Origin of the sequence: Methanospirillum hungatei JF-1 (genome assembly GCF_000013445.1) — an archaeon.
GTDB classification, from domain to species: domain Archaea; phylum Halobacteriota; class Methanomicrobia; order Methanomicrobiales; family Methanospirillaceae; genus Methanospirillum; species Methanospirillum hungatei.
This window is the reverse complement of sequence record NC_007796.1, coordinates 3,496,711-3,518,787: the sequence shown is the minus strand read 5'-3', so window position 1 is coordinate 3,518,787 and position 22,077 is coordinate 3,496,711. Positions and strand designations below refer to the sequence as shown.

Annotated in this window: 14 protein-coding genes, 2 tRNA genes and 7 rRNA genes; 10 read left to right on the top strand and 13 right to left on the bottom strand. The window is 49.8% G+C overall.

Features of this window, described 5'->3' with window-relative positions; genetic code table 11:
- Window positions 1-378: 378 nt before the first annotated feature.
- The 12 genes from MHUN_RS16820 to MHUN_RS16765 all read right to left on the bottom strand — a co-directional run bounded on the left by MHUN_RS16820 (window position 379) and on the right by MHUN_RS16765 (window position 9,165).
- A complete protein-coding gene (locus tag MHUN_RS16820; protein WP_011450143.1) occupies window positions 379-960 on the bottom strand; it encodes a cobalt-precorrin-7 (C(5))-methyltransferase in 582 nt (193 codons plus the stop codon).
- Entirely contained in the window at window positions 957-1,964 is a 1,008-nt protein-coding gene (locus tag MHUN_RS16815; RefSeq protein ID WP_011450142.1) for a cobalt-precorrin-5B (C(1))-methyltransferase, read from the bottom strand. The genes MHUN_RS16820 and MHUN_RS16815 overlap by 4 nt, the downstream gene beginning before the upstream one ends.
- 1 nt (window position 1,965) lies before the next feature.
- Window positions 1,966-2,601, bottom strand: coding sequence for a precorrin-8X methylmutase (locus tag MHUN_RS16810; protein WP_011450141.1), 636 nt, complete (start codon window positions 2,599-2,601; stop codon window positions 1,966-1,968).
- Entirely contained in the window at window positions 2,591-3,397 is an 807-nt protein-coding gene (cobJ, locus tag MHUN_RS16805; protein ID WP_052288929.1) for a precorrin-3B C(17)-methyltransferase, read from the bottom strand. Before cobJ ends, MHUN_RS16810 begins: the two co-directional genes overlap by 11 nt.
- On the bottom strand, window positions 3,366-4,238 hold the full coding sequence (cbiG, locus tag MHUN_RS16800) for a cobalt-precorrin 5A hydrolase (RefSeq protein WP_011450139.1): 873 nt from the start codon (window positions 4,236-4,238) through the stop codon (window positions 3,366-3,368). The genes cobJ and cbiG overlap by 32 nt, the downstream gene beginning before the upstream one ends.
- Window positions 4,235-4,951 (bottom strand): precorrin-4 C(11)-methyltransferase, encoded by a 717-nt coding sequence (gene cobM / locus MHUN_RS16795; RefSeq protein ID WP_011450138.1) that lies wholly within the window; start codon window positions 4,949-4,951, stop codon window positions 4,235-4,237. The genes cbiG and cobM overlap by 4 nt, the downstream gene beginning before the upstream one ends.
- Window positions 4,948-5,559, bottom strand: coding sequence for a cobalt-factor II C(20)-methyltransferase (locus tag MHUN_RS16790; protein ID WP_011450137.1), 612 nt, complete (start codon window positions 5,557-5,559; stop codon window positions 4,948-4,950). The genes cobM and MHUN_RS16790 overlap by 4 nt, the downstream gene beginning before the upstream one ends.
- Window positions 5,560-6,105, bottom strand: coding sequence for a bifunctional cobalt-precorrin-7 (C(5))-methyltransferase/cobalt-precorrin-6B (C(15))-methyltransferase (locus tag MHUN_RS16785; RefSeq protein WP_048067646.1), 546 nt, complete (start codon window positions 6,103-6,105; stop codon window positions 5,560-5,562). It lies immediately after the preceding gene.
- A gap of 62 nt (window positions 6,106-6,167) precedes the next feature.
- Window positions 6,168-7,364 (bottom strand): energy-coupling factor ABC transporter ATP-binding protein, encoded by a 1,197-nt coding sequence (locus tag MHUN_RS16780; protein WP_011450135.1) that lies wholly within the window; start codon window positions 7,362-7,364, stop codon window positions 6,168-6,170.
- 12 nt (window positions 7,365-7,376) lie between these two features.
- Complete coding sequence (gene cbiQ, locus MHUN_RS16775) at window positions 7,377-8,156, bottom strand: cobalt ECF transporter T component CbiQ (protein ID WP_011450134.1); 780 nt, start codon at window positions 8,154-8,156, stop codon at window positions 7,377-7,379.
- A gap of 13 nt (window positions 8,157-8,169) precedes the next feature.
- Window positions 8,170-8,472: an energy-coupling factor ABC transporter substrate-binding protein gene (locus MHUN_RS16770; protein ID WP_011450133.1), complete on the bottom strand. Its 303-nt coding sequence runs from the start codon at window positions 8,470-8,472 to the stop codon at window positions 8,170-8,172.
- Between the two features lie 3 nt (window positions 8,473-8,475).
- A complete protein-coding gene (locus tag MHUN_RS16765) occupies window positions 8,476-9,165 on the bottom strand; it encodes an energy-coupling factor ABC transporter permease (RefSeq protein WP_011450132.1) in 690 nt (229 codons plus the stop codon).
- A gap of 548 nt (window positions 9,166-9,713) precedes the next feature.
- On the opposite strand from MHUN_RS16765, the gene MHUN_RS16760 reads away from it, so the two are divergent.
- The 10 genes from MHUN_RS16760 (at window position 9,714) to rrf (MHUN_RS16715) (ending at window position 20,944) form a co-directional block, all read left to right on the top strand.
- Window positions 9,714-11,179: ribosomal RNA gene (locus MHUN_RS16760) — 16S ribosomal RNA — on the top strand.
- Window positions 11,180-11,247: 68 nt separating this feature from the next.
- Window positions 11,248-11,320, top strand: a tRNA-Ala gene (locus MHUN_RS16755).
- 150 nt (window positions 11,321-11,470) lie between these two features.
- Window positions 11,471-14,394 (top strand): 23S ribosomal RNA (locus MHUN_RS16750).
- A 149-nt stretch (window positions 14,395-14,543) separates the two neighbouring features.
- Window positions 14,544-14,665 (top strand): 5S ribosomal RNA (gene rrf, locus MHUN_RS16745).
- An 85-nt stretch (window positions 14,666-14,750) separates the two neighbouring features.
- Window positions 14,751-15,365, top strand: a complete 615-nt coding sequence (locus tag MHUN_RS18535; RefSeq protein ID WP_011450131.1) for a segregation/condensation protein A — start codon at window positions 14,751-14,753, stop codon at window positions 15,363-15,365.
- Between the two features lie 432 nt (window positions 15,366-15,797).
- Window positions 15,798-17,263, top strand: a 16S ribosomal RNA gene (locus MHUN_RS16735).
- Between the two features lie 68 nt (window positions 17,264-17,331).
- A tRNA-Ala gene (locus tag MHUN_RS16730) sits at window positions 17,332-17,404 on the top strand.
- 150 nt (window positions 17,405-17,554) lie between these two features.
- Window positions 17,555-20,478: ribosomal RNA gene (locus tag MHUN_RS16725) — 23S ribosomal RNA — on the top strand.
- 149 nt (window positions 20,479-20,627) lie between these two features.
- A 5S ribosomal RNA gene (gene rrf / locus MHUN_RS16720) occupies window positions 20,628-20,749 on the top strand.
- A gap of 73 nt (window positions 20,750-20,822) precedes the next feature.
- Window positions 20,823-20,944 (top strand): 5S ribosomal RNA (rrf, locus tag MHUN_RS16715).
- The 16S, 23S and 5S rRNA genes sit together here with 2 tRNA genes alongside, the layout of an rRNA operon.
- A gap of 58 nt (window positions 20,945-21,002) precedes the next feature.
- Here rrf (MHUN_RS16715) and MHUN_RS16710 read toward each other — a convergent pair.
- Window positions 21,003-21,977: a glycoside hydrolase family 26 protein gene (locus tag MHUN_RS16710; protein ID WP_158498252.1), complete on the bottom strand. Its 975-nt coding sequence runs from the start codon at window positions 21,975-21,977 to the stop codon at window positions 21,003-21,005.
- Window positions 21,978-22,077: the final 100 nt, after the last annotated feature.

Sequence of the window (22,077 nt, the reverse complement as noted above, 5' to 3'; positions counted from 1 at the left end):
TCAATAAAAAGTAATTTAATTCTAAAACCGGTTGCCTAATAAAATAATTCAAAATTAAAACTAAAACTTCAATATCTTTGATCATGAGGGCTAAATTTAATATATCTCAGCGATAATCTATAATTACCTCTCTGCAAGAGAACCTGCATGAGACACCCCCCATCCGAATAACACCTGACGCATACATGTGAAATGCCTCATTTCACACCCCCCATCAAATGTGTGTATCAATTCATGAGGATCTTGTAGGAGGAGAATGTTCGATGAAGACCCCATTGGTCTCTGTGATACCCGATATCACTGGTTGACTGCCCCAAGGGAGCAGAGACCAATCCCCTTTTCCTTATATAATTTATTTACAGCAATTTCATGGTTTTTTCATGATACTGTTATAAACAGAATGAACATTCCTCCCTGAACTGCAGGAGGGTTTTTGGCCGTTCCTTTTGTTATACGCTCATCCGGGTATCCCAGGTTTTCACAGATGATGATCTCTGCTTCCGGGTTAACTTCAGTCAGTTTCTGTCCTAATGCACTGATCGGGAAAGCAGGGTCGGCTATGATACACACTTTTCTTTTCGCGCTTATCATTTCACAACAATCATTCACTGCCTGATCATGATCCCTGCCATGGGCAGTAATGAGAAAGAGATTTGTCAGGGTCACGCCTGTTTTTGCTGCCCCCAGCTGGACGGACGATATTCCGGGGATTACCTCTCCGCCCAGATACCCAAGCCCTGATATCATCGGATCCCCGGTAGAGAGTATGACTGCGTGTTCGGGCAGTGTCCGGAGTATCTTGTAATCGTCAATCTCTCTGATCTCTGCATGAGATGGAAGGACATCCCTGACCAGATCAAGTGCCCGTTCTGATCCAACGATAAGGTGTGCAGATTGTATTGCCTGTATTGCTTTCCTGGTCAGCATCCCAGGTCCGCATCCGACACCAACAATCTTCATTGAGAATCTCCGATGATTGCTCCTTCCCGGTTTACCACGACAATTCGAACATTCGGGTGTGCGCTTTTATAGATCTGAAAAGATGTCTGCATGGCCGGCAAAAAGCGGTCGTTGGTCATGAACTCTTCAACGGTTGAAAAACCGGTTCCCTCGAGAATTACCGGATTTATATATTTTAATACAAGAGCCGGGAGACCACAGATGATCACTTCACCGGTAAGATGGGGGATGATAGTACCAAGCCTGGACCCGGCAAGGATGACTTCATGGTCAGGGAATAACATCCGGGCATATCGCATGCCAATTCTGCCGGTGGTAAGTACGACCCGTTCTGCATGAACCGCCCGATCACAGACGGTCTGTTCCAGATGATCATCCCAGGGCTCAACAAATCCGGTTGTCCCCAGCACGGATATACCACCAACGACTCCGACCATCTGGTTCAGGGTTTTTTCTGCAACTATTCGTCCCTCCCGTGCGAAAATCCTGACTGATACACCCGGAATCCCGGTCTCCTGGACAGCCTCCTCAATTGCGTTTTTGATCTCATCCATGGCCTGGCAGGAGACCGCCGGATCTCCGGTTTTATACCGGGGGGTATCACGACTCCATCTCCCGATTCCCTCACCAAAGACAAGGGTGGTTCCTGAATCTGCGGGAGTTGCTTCTGCTGTAAAGACCAGTCCTGCAGTGACGTCTCCCGGATAGTCCCCGGAATATTTCCTGCACTCTCCAGTTCCCCTGGCAATTGTGACCGGGATCTGAACACGTATCCCGGCTGGAGTGAGGATTGATACCTCATCGAATCCGGTTTTTGTAAGGGAGAGCACCGATGCCTTGGCTGCAGCAGATGCAGAACTACCGGTGGTAAACCCACGCCTTCGTATGGTTCCATCTGAAGTCAGGACAGCAAGCCCCTGACTGACAAGAAGACGCTCTGTCTCGTCTGTACAGAGAGAGATCCACTCCTCCGGGTAGATAAATCCGCTGACCGGATCCTGCATATTACCCGACGGTTCCGGACACTTCGACGAACATGGTGATGATCTCATTCATGGCGGCAACAGCGACCGGAGTGCCCCCGCGTGTCCCTTCGTTTGAGATTGAGGGAATGTCCAGCGTCCGAAGGAGTTCTTTCGACTCAGCGGCGTTTACAAACCCAACCGGCGTTCCGATAACAAGAGCAGGTTTGATCCCTTTTTGAATCAGATCACAGAGAACCAGAAGTGCTGACGGGGCATTTCCAATCACAACGATGGATCCGGACAAATGTTCTCCAAGTGACATCAGTGCTGCGGATGTGCGTGTTTTTCCACCGGTATCTGGTGACGAAAGGGTATCAAGGATACAGGACACCTGACTTTTGTGTCCTTTCTTTTGAATCCCGGTCTGCACCATCCTGATATCTGTATATATCGGCGCTCCCTCTTGCAGAGCGTTCAGGCCGGCACGTACCGGATCACCCTGAAACCTCATCAGGTCTGCCATTGCGAAGTCACCGACTGCGATTGAGCAGCGCTGGCGAATCCGGTCAAGGGGTCCTGCATCTCCGATGGTCTTTCTGGCCAGCTCCCGTGATGTTCGCGAAATGGCATACCCCTCCGGCGTATCTGCCCCGATATCTGTATAATTAGAACTCATATTTCCGGTGGTACCCGCGGGGGGTGAACATTCCTCTGGCATCTGCATATCTCCTGAGCATTCGTGTCTCTTCACCGCCAATAAAAACGACGGTGTGCATGTCTATACTATCAAAAACGTCCATGACATCTGTAAGGGTGGTAACGATGATCGTCTCATCCGGACGGTAGGCATCTTTCACAATCCCGACCGGGGTTTCACCAGCGAGGTGTTCGCGTGCGATGTCTATGACATCTTCAAACAGATTTGTTCGTGTGCGGCTCTTTGGATTATAGAGCACAATGGGGATCCCGACCGTGCATAATGCCCTGATGCGCTTTTCAATGACATCACGTGGTGTCAGAAGATCTGAAAGACTGATGACTGCAAAGTCATTGGTGAGGGGTGCCCCAAGCAGAGCAGCACCGGCACTTGCTGCCGTCACTCCGGGGATGATGTCTATCTTCAGATCCGGCGCAATTCGTTCGGCCATCTCCAGGATAAGTCCGGCCATTCCATAGACGCCCGGGTCGCCGCCGGATACCATGACGACATGGCTCGTGTGTGCCAGGGTAATTGCCTGCTTTGCGCGGTCGATCTCTTTGCCCATCTGACTTTTGATGACCTTCTGTTTCGTAAGAAGATGCGGAATCTGGTTGATGTAAAAGTCATTCCCGATGACGATATCCGCGTTCTTTATTGCTTTTTCAGCTGCGATAGTCAGCATATCCGGACTGCCTGGGCCTATCCCGACGACAGCGAGTGAGCCGGTGGGAGTGTTTGGGTTATTCTGCGATAGCGATGGTGACATTTCCATAGATCTGTTTCTCCAGGATGAGGTGGTGATGGACTGATACAGCAAGTGCTGCGGGCTCTGCAACACCCGGCAATCCGAACCGTGACGCAGCAGACTGTGAAGGGGGGGCCACCTCACTCAGGTCGGAGTGATTAAGAAATATGATATTGCGCCCCAGAGTTCTGACCGCATCAAGAAGGCCTGATTCATGGGTTTTGATACCTCCGGTTGCATAGATGGCAATATCTTCCTGACTGATACCAGCCGTTTCACAAGCGGAATGAATTGCATGAACAATCTCATCTGCAGAAGTCCCCAGTCTGCATCCGATACCAACCGAATATGGCCCGTCAGCAACAAGGAATGAGACGCCGGATCCGGCGATAACCATCCCGGGACCGGGCAACCGGTATACTTTGGCACTCCCGGTCAGGACAGATGCATTTGCCTGCCTGGTAGACCGGGTATTGACAATCCGAAGGTGCTCTCTATTTGCCAGAACCTCGACAGCCTCCCGTCCGGTAGCTTCTGTGGCGGTGGTGATGACCGGTGTAAGACCGCATCTCTCCTGCAGCAGGTAAACGAGATCATTTGCACCATGATGGCCTCCGAGAACCGGTATTGCATACTGCATGTCCGGACTGATGACAACAACAGCTGGATCAGTCCATTTGTCATGGATCAGGGGGGCGATATTGCGGATAACGATGCCGATAGCCATGATCGCAACAATCCGTTGTGTTGTCCTATAGAGTTCGGAGAATAATCCTGAATGGTAGTGGATAAACTCCGCGTTGATTGCCGATGCGACTCTTTCAGCCCGTTCCTGAAAGTAGGGGAGTGCTGTTACAACCGTATTCATGAGTAAAGGAATGACCTGATATGCCCCTTTGGATCCTCGGCAAAGACATCACCGATGAGCAGAAGGGCGGATTTTGTAATCCCTGCATCTGCTGCTTTTTTGGCGATGTCCTGTACCGTTCCCCTGATGATCTTCTGATCCGGCCATGTTGCGTGGTACACTACTACTGCAGTGGTCTCGGGGTGACAGGCAAGGCGGGAGGTTATCTCCTCAAGTTTGTCAGTCCCCAGAAAGATAGCCATGGTCTCACCGGTCTCTGAGAGTTCGAATATCTTATCTTTCTCAAGTGTCTTCCCGGCCGGACGGGTGATGATGACCGATTCAGATACTCCCCGGAGAGTCAGCTGGGCCTGCAATGCCGCTGCAGCACCAAAGAGCGAGGAGACACCGGGGACTACTTCGACTGATATACCCTCCTGTTTCAGTAGATAGATCTGCTCCACGATAGCCCCATAGAGTGCAGGATCTCCAGAATGAAGTCTGACCACGGTCTTTCCCTCACGGATTCCTTTGACCATGATGGGGATCATCTCTTCAAGGCTCATGCCATTGCTATCGTACTTTTCGCTGGCCGGAGAGCTTGCAACAAGTTCAGGGTTGACTAATGATCCGGCATATATCAGTATGTCAGCACAATCAAGGAGTCTTCGTCCCCTTACGGTAATGAGATCAGGATCTCCGGGTCCAGCACCAATAAACCAGATTTTATTCATAGATCACGCTCTGCATATAGGAGTGAGAAGTAACTGCTCTCTTCCGGAAGATCATCCCCGTTAAGCACTTGCATACCGTCCATGTACATCCGCTCTACCAGTACAAATCTCGAGTATCCTTCTTTTCGGAGATTCTCTGCCAACTCACGGGGTTTTCTTACTTTCATCCTAATCTGGGATCGAATCTTACTCCCGTCGGTTACACAAAAGCCCCCGGTAATGGGAAGGCCGGTCTCAGACATGAGTGCTGTTATGGATGATATCCCGGGAACTGTACCGATGATGATATTGGGGTATCGTTCCTTCAAAATCACAGTGAGACGCGAGAAGGTTGAGAAGATATTCGGATCACCGATGATTCCAAAGACAACATTTTTATCCCTCGCATCAGATGCGATTTTTTCAGCATTCTCGATAATCTGCGCCCGAATCATCTCCTCATCATGACTCATGGGGAAGGGAAGTTCAATGGGGGTGCAGTACGGCTCAACCAGCCGCCTGGCCAGACCACCTGGAATATACACGACATCCGCTTCCTGTAGCATGCGAACCGCTTTGATGGTGAGAAGCTCAGGATCTCCTGGACCAAGCCCCACTCCGGAAAGCATTTAAGAACATCCTCCGGTGATGATAAAAACCGGATCAAGGGGTTTTAGCATAAATCCCCCGGCAAGCGGCATGCTTTTCGAAACCTGAACAAGGGTGACTTCATGAAACATATCATATTCCTGTAATGTTGATATTGCAATATTGAGCGTTTCAAGGAGAACCGCAGTTATAACAATGGTCTTCACTGTAAGGTGAGCCAGCTGGGTGATGATATCTGAAAGATTCTTCGATCCACCAACGAAGGCTTTGTCTATGTTATCCAGAGAGGAAAGAATAGAAACGGCATTGCCAAAGTGCGGCGTTACATTGGCAAAACCACTCTTCCGCAGTTCCTCACAGGTCCACCGGTATGCTTCCTCTCTGATATCCATGGCATGGACATGAGAAACCAGAGGTGCAGCGGTCAGGGTGACCTTCCCGGTTCCACACCCGATATCAGCAAAAATATCTGCCGGTTTCAGATCCAGCTTATGCATTGCTATTGCGAGTACTTCATCTTTTGTTGGTCCGCCTGTTGGTGGTTTATCCAGTGGACAATGTATCATATGCTCCGTATACATTAGCGGGTGCCCTTCAAAAGTGATTGGTTTTGAATGTGTCTAAACGATCAGATACCTGACAAATCATCTGGTATCTCGTCCCCTATGAGTGATCGAACGGGAATTGACCGGTTGTTTGTCTGATTAAACATGCTCACCCGTTCAAAGACTCTGGTCACCATCCCTCCGGTTGTCAGAATCAGACTTGTCCGTCCGTTCATTGCCTGAAGGATGCATTTATCAATGACCGCATAGGAGATGTCCGGAATCAGACCCCACTGACGGGCACAAATTTTTGCCCTGCTCCCCATCACGCCGATGGTATCACATGAAGTTCTGGCAAGAATCGCCTGTATGTGTGATCCGGATATCAGATCAACATCCCCGACATGTATTGTCCCATAGCCATTGTCAGAGAGGCGGATGGATCCATGGTGATTATGCTCAATAATCCTGATGATATCAAGGACGGTTCTGGGTAATGTCCCCGGTGTTTTCATTCCCCTGCTCTTCAGTTCCTGCGAGAGCTCAAGAAGTATGGGGGTTTTCAGTCGTGCGCGTCTGACCAGTTCTTTATCTGAGAACGCCTCTTCCGGTGTACCTGATGCAATTATCCTCCCCTTCTCCATCAGGATTATTCGATCCGCCCAGGGGTAGGCAAGTTCAACATCATGGGTGGAGATGATGATGGTTTTTCCCTGGTGATTGAGTTCATCAAGGAGGTCCATGATATCTTCGCTCCCGGCAGGATCAAGCATGCTCGTGGGTTCATCGAGGATGAGGACATCAGGATCCATGGCCAGAATACCGGCGATGGCCACCCTCTTCTTCTCTCCGCCAGAGAGGTGATATGGTGGACGCTTCTCAAATCCTTCCAGTCCGACGCTGTGAAGCGCATTCGAAACCGCCTGCTGTACCTGTTCTTCCGAATAATCAAGGTTCACCGGTCCGAATGCAACATCCTGCCATACGGTAGGTGCTATTATCTGGACATCAGGATCCTGAAAGACAAATCCGATCTTCTGTCGTATCTTCCGAAGTGAATTCCGATCATATGATACTGGTTTCCCATAAATGGTGACCGTTCCCTTGTCCGGCCGTATCATCCCGTTCAGGGTAAGAAGAAGCGTTGATTTTCCTGCTCCATTGGAACCGACCAGAGCAATCTTCTCACCCCTCTGAATGCAGAGGCTGATATTAGAGAGCGCAGGCGAGGCATATGGATAGGCATACTCGAGATCTTTGAGTTCTATGAGGGGTTCCATGTGATTTTTCCTTTACCCTGATGTCCAGAGGATCATGCCGATGATGATGAAGAGGTAGAGAGAAACTGCTGATAGTGATCGCCATTCCACCGGATTATAGGTGATCATTTTTGCGTATTTTCCATTATAACAACGGCAATCCATGGCATGTATGAGATCTTCGCCTGCATCCCATGATGTGATGAAGATGCTTCCAAAGAGCATGCTGTAGGAATGTAACGCTTCCCTGGGTCTGGTATATCCAAGACGCATCTGCTGTGCGAGATATATCTGCCTGGCTTTATCCATAAAAATGAAGATGTACCGGTAGATGATCATTGAAAGGTCGATAAACAGGTCCGGAACTTTGAGTTTTTTCATGATACCGAATAGATCGGTCATCGGCGTTGTCAGGGATATGAAAAACAAGGCGCACATGCCCCCGAAAACCCGTGCGAAAATATGTAGTCCATGATTGAGGCTTTCCTCAGTCACGGTGAGGGTGAATCTGGGGAAAAGCTGGAGTGACCATATTTCCGTCACCCCTTCGGAGAGAAAAATGATAATGAGTGCACTCATGAATGCAAAACTGAGCGGAATTCCGAGCAGTTTCAAATAAAACCTCATGTTTATCTTTGCGAGAAGAATTGTTACACTACTCAGGGTTATGGCAATGTAACAGGGTACAATATAATTTGATGTGAATAAAACAAGGATGATTGATCCAATACCTAGGAGAAGTTTGGTATATGGATGTACCTGGAGAAGGGCGTTATGTTGTGCTGCTTCTTCCAGGAAATCATGCGCAAACATTATTCTTTATTGTTCAATTTTGGTTTATTTTTCTCTGTCCAAGCAGGTATCCAAAGCCAAGTCCGAGAATTATCCCACCAAATGCTGCCTGAAGTGCAAATATTCCTGATTCAACCTCACCGGATGGGGGTGCCCACTGGGGAATCAGGGGGGTTACATCGTCTTCTGCAACACCGGTAAGTTCTGAAACAATCGCTGATCCAACGCCATCTGAACCTCCGAACTCTGCATCCGGGTTGATGGAGGCGGTGTAAAGAAACAATCCGACGAACAGGATTACTATTATTCCAACAATAATCTCAAATTGATATTTCATTTCTTACTCCCCCCGTGCGGCTTTGATCTTCTCTTCAGAAAATATATTCATTCTGACAATAATGTCCGGTTTAATATCCACAATATACTTGAATACTAGTGCGAGCACTGCTCCTTCCAGGATTGCCAGTGGAATCTGTGTTACAGCAAAGACACCAAGGAAAGTTGCAAACAGGCCTCCGAATCCAAGGTCTCCAGCCGGCACGGCCAGCGTGAGTTCAAAGGCGGTGATGACATAGGTGAATAGGTCTGCGAGTGCAACGGCGATAAAGACCGTGATATACATGTTTAATGTGGTATCGCGAAGAGCGCGGTAGACATAGTACCCCAGAAAGGGCCCACAAATTGCCATTGAAAATGTGTTTGCACCCAAAGTTGAGAGTCCACCATGTGCCAGAAAGAGGGACTGGAAGAGGAGGACGATAAAACCGATGATGGTGGTGATGAAGGGCCCGAAGACTATTGCAGAAAGACCTGTTCCGGTGGGATGCGAACAACTCCCGGTTACTGACGGGAGTTTGAGCGCTGAAAGGATGAAGATAAGTGCGCCACAGATCCCAAGAAGTGGGAGTGCATCCTTGTTTTCATTGATGATTTTCTTTAGCTGAACAAACCCGTATATGATGAATGGCAGTGAAATAATCCACCAGATAGCCGCCCAGAGTGGGGGGAGAAATCCTTCCATGACGTGCATAATTTAAACTCCTAAACAAATTTTGTCTTATTGTTAATAAATTTGATCAAAAAAGTTTTGGGGATAATTTTTCGAAACTCATGCAATATATTGGATATTTCAGGCTGAATTATTATTTAATTTGGTAGATTAAGATGATCCGTTATATCCGCGCAAAACCTCATAAATACTCTATTTTTAGAATCTGGATGATTTTATGTGATTAAATGCAATCTTTGATATCGTACCTGATCACCTGGATATCAGAGTGTAATCAGAATTCGAGGATTTCGGATCGCAAATCGATGATTATATATCTGGATCAATACAACTTTGTTATCCCACACGCTTCCTGAAACATCAGGAGTCGGCGGCCGGGGAATGATTGTTCGGGAAGGGCGATACGAAAGTATATAACCTTCAGCGAGCAACGTAAGAGGCCGTTTTAATGGAGACCCGACGAATGCACTGTGGTGCAGTATCGGTTCTGACATAGGAATACTGGTAATGTGGATATCTGTCTGCATCTGCCAATACTTTAAGAGATACAGTGTGCGAGAAAAATAGAAATTCTGGTTGATCCTGCCAGAGGCCACTGCTATCGGGGTTTGACTAAGCCATGCGAGTCGAGAGGTGCAAGACCTCGGCGTACTGCTCAGTAACACGTGGACAATCTGCCCTGAAGAGGAGGATAATCCCGGGAAACTGGGGGTAATACTCCATAGTTCGTGCTGACTGGAATGTTATGCGAACGAAAGATCCGTCGCTTCAGGATGAGTCTGCGGCCGATTAGGTAGTTGTTGGGGTAACGGCCCAACAAGCCTGTCATCGGTACGGGTTGTGGGAGCAAGAGCCCGGAGATGGATTCTGAGACACGAATCCAGGCCCTACGGGGCGCAGCAGGCGCGAAAACTTTACCATGCGGGCAACCGTGATAAGGAAACCCCGAGTGCCAGCACAGGCTGGCTGTCCACCAGTGTAAATAACTGGTGAAGAAAGGGCCGGGCAAGACCGGTGCCAGCCGCCGCGGTAATACCGGCGGCTCGAGTGGTGGCCGCTATTACTGGGCTTAAAGGGTCCGTAGCTGGATATACAAGTCCCTTGAGAAATCCGCCGGCTTAACCGGTGGGCGTTCAGGGGAAACTGTATTTCTAGGGACCGGGAGAGGTGAGAGGTACTGCCGGGGTAGGAGTGAAATCCTGTAATCCCGGTGGGACCACCTATGGCGAAGGCATCTCACCAGAACGGGTCCGACAGTGAGGGACGAAAGCTGGGGGAGCAAACCGGATTAGATACCCGGGTAGTCCCAGCTGTAAACGATGCGCGTTAGGTGTGTCAGTGACCACGTGTCACTGAGGTGCCGAAGGGAAACCGTGAAACGCGCCGCCTGGGGAGTACGGTCGCAAGGCTGAAACTTAAAGGAATTGGCGGGGGAGCACCACAACGGGTGGAGCCTGCGGTTTAATCGGACTCAACGCCGGAAATCTCACCGGATAAGACAGCTGAATGATAGTCGGGATGAAGACTCTACTTGACTAGCTGAGAGGAGGTGCATGGCCGTCGTCAGTTCGTACTGTGAAGCATCCTGTTTAGTCAGGCAACGAGCGAGACCCACGCGAGCAGTTGCCAGCTTGACCTTCGGGTTGATGGGGACACTGCTCGGACCGCCTCTGCTAAAGGGGAGGAAGGAATGGGCAACGGTAGGTCAGCATGCCCCGAATTATCCGGGCTACACGCGGGCTACAATGGACAGGACAATGGGTTTCGACACCGAGAGGTGAGGATAATCTCCTAAACCTGTCCGAAGTTCGGATTGCGGGTTGTAACTCACCCGCATGAAGCTGGAATCCGTAGTAATCGCGTTTCAACATAGCGCGGTGAATATGTCCCTGCTCCTTGCACACACCGCCCGTCAAACCACCCGAGTGAGGTCTTGATGAGGATGTATCATTGATATGTTCGAATCTGGGTTTTGCAAGGGGGGTTAAGTCGTAACAAGGTAGCCGTAGGGGAATCTGCGGCTGGATCACCTCCTAACGAAATGAAAGTTGTGGCAGATGGAGACAGACCATAGAGTTATCAGTGTTCCGGAATGGAATCAGAGGGCTCGTAGCTCAGCTGGAAGAGCGCGGCGTTTGCAACGCCGAGGCCTGGGGTTCAAATCCCCACGGGTCCACTGGTATTTTTCGATGCACCCGGTCTGGCGACAGAACCGGGGAAGGGCTTGAGACCCCGTGAAATCGGGGCGATGATACGCTGTGTAGAGGAGATGCGTAGAGAAAATCACTAGGCGTTTCTGGACGTTACATGGGTTTGAAGAAACTACAAAAAGACGTTCTTACGCCTGTCAGTGGATGGCTCGGTTCGGGTGCCGACGAAGGGCGTGCCAAGCTGCGATAAGCTCCGGGTAGACGCATGGAGTCATTGAACCGGAGATCCCCGAATAGGACATCCAGATGCATAAAGCATCATTCCGCCATCGGAAAGGGAACGCCCCGAATTGAAACATCTTAGTAGGGGCAGGAGAAGAAACCAACCGGGATGTCGTTAGTAGAGGCGATCGAACACGACAGAGTTCAAACCGAATCCTTCGGGAGATGTGGTGTATGGACCGCGGCATAAGATTTGCATTCAGAACTGAAGTTGCCTGGAACGGTATACCAGAGAGGGTGACAGTCCCGTATGTGTATGCATGCAGACTTTAGCGGTATCCTGAGTAGCGTGGGTCGGAATTCCCGCGTGAATGTGGGGGTCATCAACCTCCAAAACTAAATACTCCCCGAAACCGATAGCGTAGTAGTAGCGTGAGCGAAAGCTGAAAAGCAACCCTGGAAAGGTGTTGAAAAGTGCCTGAAACTGACAGGTTATCGCGTGATACGGCACGAAAGGATCTTCAAAGCGAAGGAACGAGTTGCGAGACTCAAGTACGGGTTTTGTTGCCGGTGTCGTATCGTACGTTTTGAAGAACGGGCCAGAGAGTTTATTCTGTTGGCGACGGTTAATTTCTATGAAAGAAGCCAGAGGGAAACCAACAAGTCCGCAGCCGTAAGGTCAGGGACGACGTACTACCAGTGCGTGGAGTCAGCAGGATAAGACCCGAAGCCCGGCGATCTATGCGTGGGCAGGTTGAAGCGTGCCGAAAGGTGCGTGGAGGACCGCAAGCGGTTTTGATATGCAAATCATTCGCGTGACCTGCGTATAGGAGTGAAAGATTAATCGAGCCGGGCATCAGCTGGTTCCTCTCGAAACATGCCGTAGCATGACCTGATCTGAGATCGACAGTGAGGTAGAGCACTGATTGGGGAAGCTGGGGAAGAAATTCCTCACTCTCCTGTCAAACTCCAAATTCCCTGTCATCAGCGACGATCGGAAGTCCGCATTACGGGGTAAGCTTGTAATGCGTAAGGGAGACAACCCAGACCGTGGTTAATGTCCCTCAGTGCAGGCTCAGTGTAAACACTGAAAGTAGTCCTGGGTCAAAGACAACTGGGAGGTGAGCTTAGAAGCAGCTACCCTTTAAAAAGTGCGTAACAGCTTACCAGTCAAGATTCAGGGCGCTGAAAATGGACGGGGCTTAAGCCTGCCACAGATACCACGGACCATACGAATTGTATGATGGCGTAGAGAGGCGTCCTGCATGGGCGGAAGCAGGGTTGCAAGATCCTGTGGACCGTGTAGGAATGAAAATTCTGGCAGTAGTAGAAGCTTAAGATTGGTGAGAATCCAATCCGCCGCAGGGGCTAGGTTTCCTCGACAATGTTCGTCAGTCGAGGGTTAGTCGGTCCTAAGACGTACCGTAATTCGAGTACGCCGAAAGGGAAACAGGTTAATATTCCTGTACCTGTATCAAACAATCCTGACGCTTTCGGATAGGCATTGCGGAGTCATCGCTCCGTCTAAGCCGGATATGAAATTGGAGTACCGTAATGGTGAGAATTTTTCAAAACGGTGATGGGGTAACAATGCTGATTCCAGGAGCCCGTGAAAAGGGTGATACGGTCCGTACCGAGAACTGACACAGGTGCCCCTCGCTGAGAAGGCGAAGGCGTGTCGGGAGTAAATGTGTTAAGGGAACTCGGCAAATTAGCCCTGTAACTTTGGGATAAGGGGTGCCTGCCCAGCGATTGGGCAGGTCGCAGTGACAAGATCGCTCCGACTGTCTAATAACAACATAGCAGACTGCAACTCCGAAAGGACTCGTATAGTCTGTGATTCCTGCCCAGTGCGAGTATCTGAACACCGGGTTCAACCGGACGAAGGACTCGTAAACGGCGGGGGTAACTATGACCCTCTTAAGGTAGCGTAGTACCTTGTCGCTTAATTGGCGACTTGCATGAATGGAATAACGAGAGCGATACTGTCCCTAACACATACCCGTTGAACCTTTTGTACTAGTGCAGAGACTAGTGACTCCTTATGGGAAGTGAAGACCCCGTGGAGCTTTACTGCAGCCTGTCGTTGGGTTACGGTATTACCTGCGCAGGGTAGATGGGAGACGTCGATCCAACCCTTGTGGGGGTTGGTTAGTCACCGATGAGACACCATCCTGGTTTTATTGTAATTCTAACTGATTTATCAGGACATCGATAGGTAGGCAGTTTGGGTGGGGCGCCACACCCTCGAAAAAATATCAAGGGTGCCCTAAGGTCAACTCAAGCGGGTCAGAAACCCGCTGAAGAGTGTCAAGAGCAAAAGTTGGCCTGACGCGATTTCGCATAGCAAGAAATCGCGAGAGGAAACTCGGGTCTAACGAACCAATACGCCCTGTTGATGAGGGCTATTGACTACAGAAAAGCTACCCCGGGGATAACAGAGTCGTCGCCGGCAAGAGCACATATCGACCCGGCGGCTTGCTACCTCGATGTCGGTTCTTTCCATCCTGGCTGTGCAGCAGCAGCCAAGGGTGAGGTTGTTCGCCTATTAAAGGGGATCGTGAGCTGGGTTTAGACCGTCGTGAGACAGGTCGGTTACTATCTATAAGGAGTGTTGGAAGTCTGAAGGCAAGAATGAAATAGTACGAGAGGAACTTTCATTCGGCGCCACTGGTCTACCGGTTGTCTGACAAGGCAACGCCGGGCAGCTACGCGCCAAGAGATAAAAGCTGAAAGCATCTAAGCTTGAAACTCAGCCTGAACAAGAGACTTCATGAAAGACACGGGTAAAAGACCCGGTTGATAGGTTCGGGATGTACGCACGAAGGCAACGACGTGTTCAGTCCGCGAATACTAATCGTCTTAATAACGTCAATTCATGTTTCTCAAACCCAGACGAAATCCTTAAACGCTGGTGAAATTATCTCTCGCATCTTCCACACATCCAAGCCAGGCCAAGTGGCTGAGCAGTCACGCGGTTGACAACAGGTCAACTCCATTCCGGTTCGAACCCGGAATTTGGCTCTCAATAGCGGCCACAGCAGGTGTGTCACACCCGTTCCCATTCCGAACACGGAAGTTAAGACACCTCACGTGGATGACGGTACTGAGGTACGCGAGTCCTCGGGAAATCATCCTCGCTGCTATTGTTCAACGAGAGACTCTTTTGTACGAATCATTCTGAATTACTGTTTCTATTCTGTATCTGATTATAAATATTTATCATCGCGGTTTATGCTTGATCTCCGCCTTTCAGCGAGAACTCTTCTGTATGCCGCAACTCTTCTGCGGATCAAATCCGATTATCTGAAAGATCGCTCCTGGGGATTTGAGGAAGAAGATGACGGGGGGGATATCCCTGAGAGTCCGGACGATGATGTTCTGTCACGGATTCACAATCCAGTCCAGCTGCTTGAACATGAGATCACGCGCCGGCTGGAACGAAAGAGTATGTGCAAACAGCCGATTACCCTTTACGATCTCATCAACCTTCTTCGGAATGCAGAAAAAGAAGAGCGAAGGCGACAACGCGAAGTCTGGAGTTATGATGGGCTCGTGTATACTGAAGAAGTCGTCTCACTCGCCCATGAGGAAGCGTACCAGGAGAATGCCATGGAAGTATTAACCTGCTGTGTGGACTGTGTGTCTCAGGGCAGGAAAGTCACTTTATCGGAGATTGCAAACCGTCTGAAATGGCCGGTCGTTCATGTATTTATCCCGCTGCTCTTCCTTATGCATGAAGGATACCTGGAGATTTCCCAGGATACGTTTTTTGGCGAGGTATATATTGAGCCCAATCCAGCCACGTATGCGGCGATTCAGCATGCGACCGGATCAGGTATGATCTGAATCTGCGCTCTAGAGAGAATAGAGACCTCCGGAGATCCTCCCGGCTCCTGCATCGGAAGTATAATTCCGAAAAAATATCTTCATAAAACCGAGTTGGAAAATATTGACCGATGTAACGCAGATAGAGTGAATGTGATGAAGTGACAGAAATTTTCCTTCAGAACCTCGTTATCTATATATGTGAATTCGATCAACTATTGTATCCCACACGCTTCCTGAAACATCAGGAGCCGGCGGCCGGGGAATGATTGTTCGGGAAGGGCAATACGAAAGTATATAACCTTCAGCGAGCAACGTAAGAGGCCGTTTTAATGGAGACCCGACGAATGCACTGTGGTGCAGTATCGGTTCTGACATAGGAATACTGGTAATGTGGATATCTGTCTGCATCTGCCAATACTTTAAGAGATACAGTGTGCGAGAAATTTAGAAATTCTGGTTGATCCTGCCAGAGGCCACTGCTATCGGGGTTTGACTAAGCCATGCGAGTCGAGAGGTGCAAGACCTCGGCGTACTGCTCAGTAACACGTGGACAATCTGCCCTGAAGAGGAGGATAATCCCGGGAAACTGGGGGTAATACTCCATAGTTCGTGCTGACTGGAATGTTATGCGAACGAAAGATCCGTCGCTTCAGGATGAGTCTGCGGCCGATTAGGTAGTTGTTGGGGTAACGGCCCAACAAGCCTGTCATCGGTACGGGTTGTGGGAGCAAGAGCCCGGAGATGGATTCTGAGACACGAATCCAGGCCCTACGGGGCGCAGCAGGCGCGAAAACTTTACCATGCGGGCAACCGTGATAAGGAAACCCCGAGTGCCAGCACAGGCTGGCTGTCCACCAGTGTAAATAACTGGTGAAGAAAGGGCCGGGCAAGACCGGTGCCAGCCGCCGCGGTAATACCGGCGGCTCGAGTGGTGGCCGCTATTACTGGGCTTAAAGGGTCCGTAGCTGGATATACAAGTCCCTTGAGAAATCCGCCGGCTTAACCGGTGGGCGTTCAGGGGAAACTGTATTTCTAGGGACCGGGAGAGGTGAGAGGTACTGCCGGGGTAGGAGTGAAATCCTGTAATCCCGGTGGGACCACCTATGGCGAAGGCATCTCACCAGAACGGGTCCGACAGTGAGGGACGAAAGCTGGGGGAGCAAACCGGATTAGATACCCGGGTAGTCCCAGCTGTAAACGATGCGCGTTAGGTGTGTCAGTGACCACGTGTCACTGAGGTGCCGAAGGGAAACCGTGAAACGCGCCGCCTGGGGAGTACGGTCGCAAGGCTGAAACTTAAAGGAATTGGCGGGGGAGCACCACAACGGGTGGAGCCTGCGGTTTAATCGGACTCAACGCCGGAAATCTCACCGGATAAGACAGCTGAATGATAGTCGGGATGAAGACTCTACTTGACTAGCTGAGAGGAGGTGCATGGCCGTCGTCAGTTCGTACTGTGAAGCATCCTGTTTAGTCAGGCAACGAGCGAGACCCACGCGAGCAGTTGCCAGCTTGACCTTCGGGTTGATGGGGACACTGCTCGGACCGCCTCTGCTAAAGGGGAGGAAGGAATGGGCAACGGTAGGTCAGCATGCCCCGAATTATCCGGGCTACACGCGGGCTACAATGGACAGGACAATGGGTTTCGACACCGAGAGGTGAGGATAATCTCCTAAACCTGTCCGAAGTTCGGATTGCGGGTTGTAACTCACCCGCATGAAGCTGGAATCCGTAGTAATCGCGTTTCAACATAGCGCGGTGAATATGTCCCTGCTCCTTGCACACACCGCCCGTCAAACCACCCGAGTGAGGTCTTGATGAGGATGTATCATTGATATGTTCGAATCTGGGTTTTGCAAGGGGGGTTAAGTCGTAACAAGGTAGCCGTAGGGGAATCTGCGGCTGGATCACCTCCTAACGAAATGAAAGTTGTGGCAGATGGAGACAGACCATAGAGTTATCAGTGTTCCGGAATGGAATCAGAGGGCTCGTAGCTCAGCTGGAAGAGCGCGGCGTTTGCAACGCCGAGGCCTGGGGTTCAAATCCCCACGGGTCCACTGGTATTTTTCGATGCACCCGGTCTGGCGACAGAACCGGGGAAGGGCTTGAGACCCCGTGAAATCGGGGCGATGATACGCTGTGTAGAGGAGATGCGTAGAGAAAATCACTAGGCGTTTCTGGACGTTACATGGGTTTGAAGAAACTACAAAAAGACGTTCTTACGCCTGTCAGTGGATGGCTCGGTTCGGGTGCCGACGAAGGGCGTGCCAAGCTGCGATAAGCTCCGGGTAGACGCATGGAGTCATTGAACCGGAGATCCCCGAATAGGACATCCAGATGCATAAAGCATCATTCCGCCATCGGAAAGGGAACGCCCCGAATTGAAACATCTTAGTAGGGGCAGGAGAAGAAACCAACCGGGATGTCGTTAGTAGAGGCGATCGAACACGACAGAGTTCAAACCGAATCCTTCGGGAGATGTGGTGTATGGACCGCGGCATAAGATTTGCATTCAGAACTGAAGTTGCCTGGAACGGTATACCAGAGAGGGTGACAGTCCCGTATGTGTATGCATGCAGACTTTAGCGGTATCCTGAGTAGCGTGGGTCGGAATTCCCGCGTGAATGTGGGGGTCATCAACCTCCAAAACTAAATACTCCCCGAAACCGATAGCGTAGTAGTAGCGTGAGCGAAAGCTGAAAAGCAACCCTGGAAAGGTGTTGAAAAGTGCCTGAAACTGACAGGTTATCGCGTGATACGGCACGAAAGGATCTTCAAAGCGAAGGAACGAGTTGCGAGACTCAAGTACGGGTTTTGTTGCCGGTGTCGTATCGTACGTTTTGAAGAACGGGCCAGAGAGTTTATTCTGTTGGCGACGGTTAATTTCTATGAAAGAAGCCAGAGGGAAACCAACAAGTCCGCAGCCGTAAGGTCAGGGACGACGTACTACCAGTGCGTGGAGTCAGCAGGATAAGACCCGAAGCCCGGCGATCTATGCGTGGGCAGGTTGAAGCGTGCCGAAAGGTGCGTGGAGGACCGCAAGCGGTTTTGATATGCAAATCATTCGCGTGACCTGCGTATAGGAGTGAAAGATTAATCGAGCCGGGCATCAGCTGGTTCCTCTCGAAACATGCCGTAGCATGACCTGATCTGAGATCGACAGTGAGGTAGAGCACTGATTGGGGAAGCTGGGGAAGAAATTCCTCACTCTCCTGTCAAACTCCAAATTCCCTGTCATCAGCGACGATCGGAAGTCCGCATTACGGGGTAAGCTTGTAATGCGTAAGGGAGACAACCCAGACCGTGGTTAATGTCCCTCAGTGCAGGCTCAGTGTAAACACTGAAAGTAGTCCTGGGTCAAAGACAACTGGGAGGTGAGCTTAGAAGCAGCTACCCTTTAAAAAGTGCGTAACAGCTTACCAGTCAAGATTCAGGGCGCTGAAAATGGACGGGGCTTAAGCCTGCCACAGATACCACGGACCATACGAATTGTATGATGGCGTAGAGAGGCGTCCTGCATGGGCGGAAGCAGGGTTGCAAGATCCTGTGGACCGTGTAGGAATGAAAATTCTGGCAGTAGTAGAAGCTTAAGATTGGTGAGAATCCAATCCGCCGCAGGGGCTAGGTTTCCTCGACAATGTTCGTCAGTCGAGGGTTAGTCGGTCCTAAGACGTACCGTAATTCGAGTACGCCGAAAGGGAAACAGGTTAATATTCCTGTACCTGTATCAAACAATCCTGACGCTTTCGGATAGGCATTGCGGAGTCATCGCTCCGTCTAAGCCGGATATGAAATTGGAGTACCGTAATGGTGAGAATTTTTCAAAACGGTGATGGGGTAACAATGCTGATTCCAGGAGCCCGTGAAAAGGGTGATACGGTCCGTACCGAGAACTGACACAGGTGCCCCTCGCTGAGAAGGCGAAGGCGTGTCGGGAGTAAATGTGTTAAGGGAACTCGGCAAATTAGCCCTGTAACTTTGGGATAAGGGGTGCCTGCCCAGCGATTGGGCAGGTCGCAGTGACAAGATCGCTCCGACTGTCTAATAACAACATAGCAGACTGCAACTCCGAAAGGACTCGTATAGTCTGTGATTCCTGCCCAGTGCGAGTATCTGAACACCGGGTTCAACCGGACGAAGGACTCGTAAACGGCGGGGGTAACTATGACCCTCTTAAGGTAGCGTAGTACCTTGTCGCTTAATTGGCGACTTGCATGAATGGAATAACGAGAGCGATACTGTCCCTAACACATACCCGTTGAACCTTTTGTACTAGTGCAGAGACTAGTGACTCCTTATGGGAAGTGAAGACCCCGTGGAGCTTTACTGCAGCCTGTCGTTGGGTTACGGTATTACCTGCGCAGGGTAGATGGGAGACGTCGATCCAACCCTTGTGGGGGTTGGTTAGTCACCGATGAGACACCATCCTGGTTTTATTGTAATTCTAACTGATTTATCAGGACATCGATAGGTAGGCAGTTTGGGTGGGGCGCCACACCCTCGAAAAAATATCAAGGGTGCCCTAAGGTCAACTCAAGCGGGTCAGAAACCCGCTGAAGAGTGTCAAGAGCAAAAGTTGGCCTGACGCGATTTCGCATAGCAAGAAATCGCGAGAGGAAACTCGGGTCTAACGAACCAATACGCCCTGTTGATGAGGGCTATTGACTACAGAAAAGCTACCCCGGGGATAACAGAGTCGTCGCCGGCAAGAGCACATATCGACCCGGCGGCTTGCTACCTCGATGTCGGTTCTTTCCATCCTGGCTGTGCAGCAGCAGCCAAGGGTGAGGTTGTTCGCCTATTAAAGGGGATCGTGAGCTGGGTTTAGACCGTCGTGAGACAGGTCGGTTACTATCTATAAGGAGTGTTGGAAGTCTGAAGGCAAGAATGAAATAGTACGAGAGGAACTTTCATTCGGCGCCACTGGTCTACCGGTTGTCTGACAAGGCAACGCCGGGCAGCTACGCGCCAAGAGATAAAAGCTGAAAGCATCTAAGCTTGAAACTCAGCCTGAACAAGAGACTTCATGAAAGACACGGGTAAAAGACCCGGTTGATAGGTTCGGGATGTACGCACGAAGGCAACGACGTGTTCAGTCCGCGAATACTAATCGTCTTAATAACGTCAATTCATGTTTCTCAAACCCAGACGAAATCCTTAAACGCTGGTGTAATTATATCTCGCATCTTCCACACATCCAAGCCAGGCCAAGTGGCTGAGCAGTCACGCGGTTGACAGCAGGTCAACTCAATTCCGGTTCGAACCCGGAGTTTGGCTATCAATAGCGGCCACAGCAGGTGTGTCACACCCGTTCCCATTCCGAACACGGAAGTTAAGACACCTCACGTGGATGACGGTACTGAGGTACGCGAGTCCTCGGGAAATCATCCTCGCTGCTATTGTTCAACGAGAAAATTCTATTGTAACTGATTTAAAAGCACGAGGCTTAACCGGGTCATACCGGTGTTCAGTTTCAATAGCGGCCACAGCAGGTGTGTCACACCCGTTCCCATTCCGAACACGGAAGTTAAGACACCTCACGTGGATGACGGTACTGAGGTACGCGAGTCCTCGGGAAATCACCCTCGCTGCTATTGTACAGCAAGACCGTTTTATAGAATGGTATCCCATACTGGCACTCATTTCTCATCATGATCAGCAGTATGCACTCAGCACCTGATCAGAGGAAAGGTGTCTCTGAAGAATCTTCTGTACCTCTCTGTCATCTTCAATTCGCATTGTGGTATTATTTACAGGATTATTATCATTCGGCCACCCTGCATTCCACCAGACAAATCCGATAACACCTGGCCATCTCTGTTCATTGATTATTGCTGAAAATGCCTCATCAATCCAAATACTGGCAGGTTTATGTGGATTTCGAAGATCAGTTCCCATTTCAGAAATAAGCACTGACTTATTTACTGAAAGATTTTGTGCTGCTGCATATCCTTCATCCATCATCCGTGAAAACGGGAGTATATTGTCTTCATTCGGAGATAAGGCACCATACGCGGAGACACCAATCAAATCAATATACTCATCTCCGGGATAATAGGCCTCCGGGGTATTCCAGTCTTCTTCCGGGTTTGAATGCCAGTTAATATGGTATACCCAGATAAGATTATCTGCCCCCTCTTCACGCATAAGGGTGATGATATGGCGGTACACTGAACGGAATAATTCTGCACCTTTCTCCTTTCCGGTCCAGTATCCGTTCCATGAAAACCACCAGCCATTCACCTCAGTTCCATACTCAATTACTATTGGAAAATTCATTCTCTTTGCTGTACGGGCAAATTCGATAAGGTCTCTGTCATATATCCCGTTGAAAATCCGTTTCAGAGTAAAGAGTGATTCGGGTCGGTATTGATTATTATCAGAGCGAAGCATCAGTCTGATATAAGGGATTGCTCCATTTGCATGAATCATCTGCACCTTTTCAATCGGGAAGCTTCTGTTTATGCTCCACTCATGAGAAAATGCAATAACCCCAAGGTTTTTCCCCGAACTATTTACATATGAACGAATGCTCTCATTTGTTATATCCATCTCATGCAGATGATATTTCACTGGGGAAAATGCACCATTCCAGAGTGTTCCTTCTTTTGGAATGCAAAGATGGATCATATCACCTGAACAACCGGGGATCCAGATAAGAAGAAATAAGAGAATGAATACTCTACCTGAATACAAGTAAGTATGGTTTTTTTCTGCATGAATCGGATGA

Bases quoted from the DNA above. Each gene is read 5' to 3' on its own strand.
- MHUN_RS16820 (WP_011450143.1), bottom strand. From the start codon at position 960: ATGAAGATTGTTGGTGTCGGATGCGGACCTGGGATGCTGACCAGGAAA.
- MHUN_RS16815 (WP_011450142.1), bottom strand. From the start codon at position 1,964: ATGCAGGATCCGGTCAGCGGATTTATCTACCCGGAGGAGTGGATCTCT.
- MHUN_RS16810 (WP_011450141.1), bottom strand. From the start codon at position 2,601: ATGAGTTCTAATTATACAGATATCGGGGCAGATACGCCGGAGGGGTAT.
- cobJ (WP_052288929.1), bottom strand. From the start codon at position 3,397: ATGGAAATGTCACCATCGCTATCGCAGAATAACCCAAACACTCCCACC.
- cbiG (WP_011450139.1), bottom strand. From the start codon at position 4,238: ATGAATACGGTTGTAACAGCACTCCCCTACTTTCAGGAACGGGCTGAA.
- cobM (WP_011450138.1), bottom strand. From the start codon at position 4,951: ATGAATAAAATCTGGTTTATTGGTGCTGGACCCGGAGATCCTGATCTC.
- MHUN_RS16790 (WP_011450137.1), bottom strand. From the start codon at position 5,559: ATGCTTTCCGGAGTGGGGCTTGGTCCAGGAGATCCTGAGCTTCTCACC.
- MHUN_RS16785 (WP_048067646.1), bottom strand. From the start codon at position 6,105: ATGATACATTGTCCACTGGATAAACCACCAACAGGCGGACCAACAAAA.
- MHUN_RS16780 (WP_011450135.1), bottom strand. From the start codon at position 7,364: ATGGAACCCCTCATAGAACTCAAAGATCTCGAGTATGCCTATCCATAT.
- cbiQ (WP_011450134.1), bottom strand. From the start codon at position 8,156: ATGTTTGCGCATGATTTCCTGGAAGAAGCAGCACAACATAACGCCCTT.
- MHUN_RS16770 (WP_011450133.1), bottom strand. From the start codon at position 8,472: ATGAAATATCAATTTGAGATTATTGTTGGAATAATAGTAATCCTGTTC.
- MHUN_RS16765 (WP_011450132.1), bottom strand. From the start codon at position 9,165: ATGCACGTCATGGAAGGATTTCTCCCCCCACTCTGGGCGGCTATCTGG.
- MHUN_RS18535 (WP_011450131.1), top strand. From the start codon at position 14,751: ATGCTTGATCTCCGCCTTTCAGCGAGAACTCTTCTGTATGCCGCAACT.
- MHUN_RS16710 (WP_158498252.1), bottom strand. From the start codon at position 21,977: ATGATCCATCTTTGCATTCCAAAAGAAGGAACACTCTGGAATGGTGCA.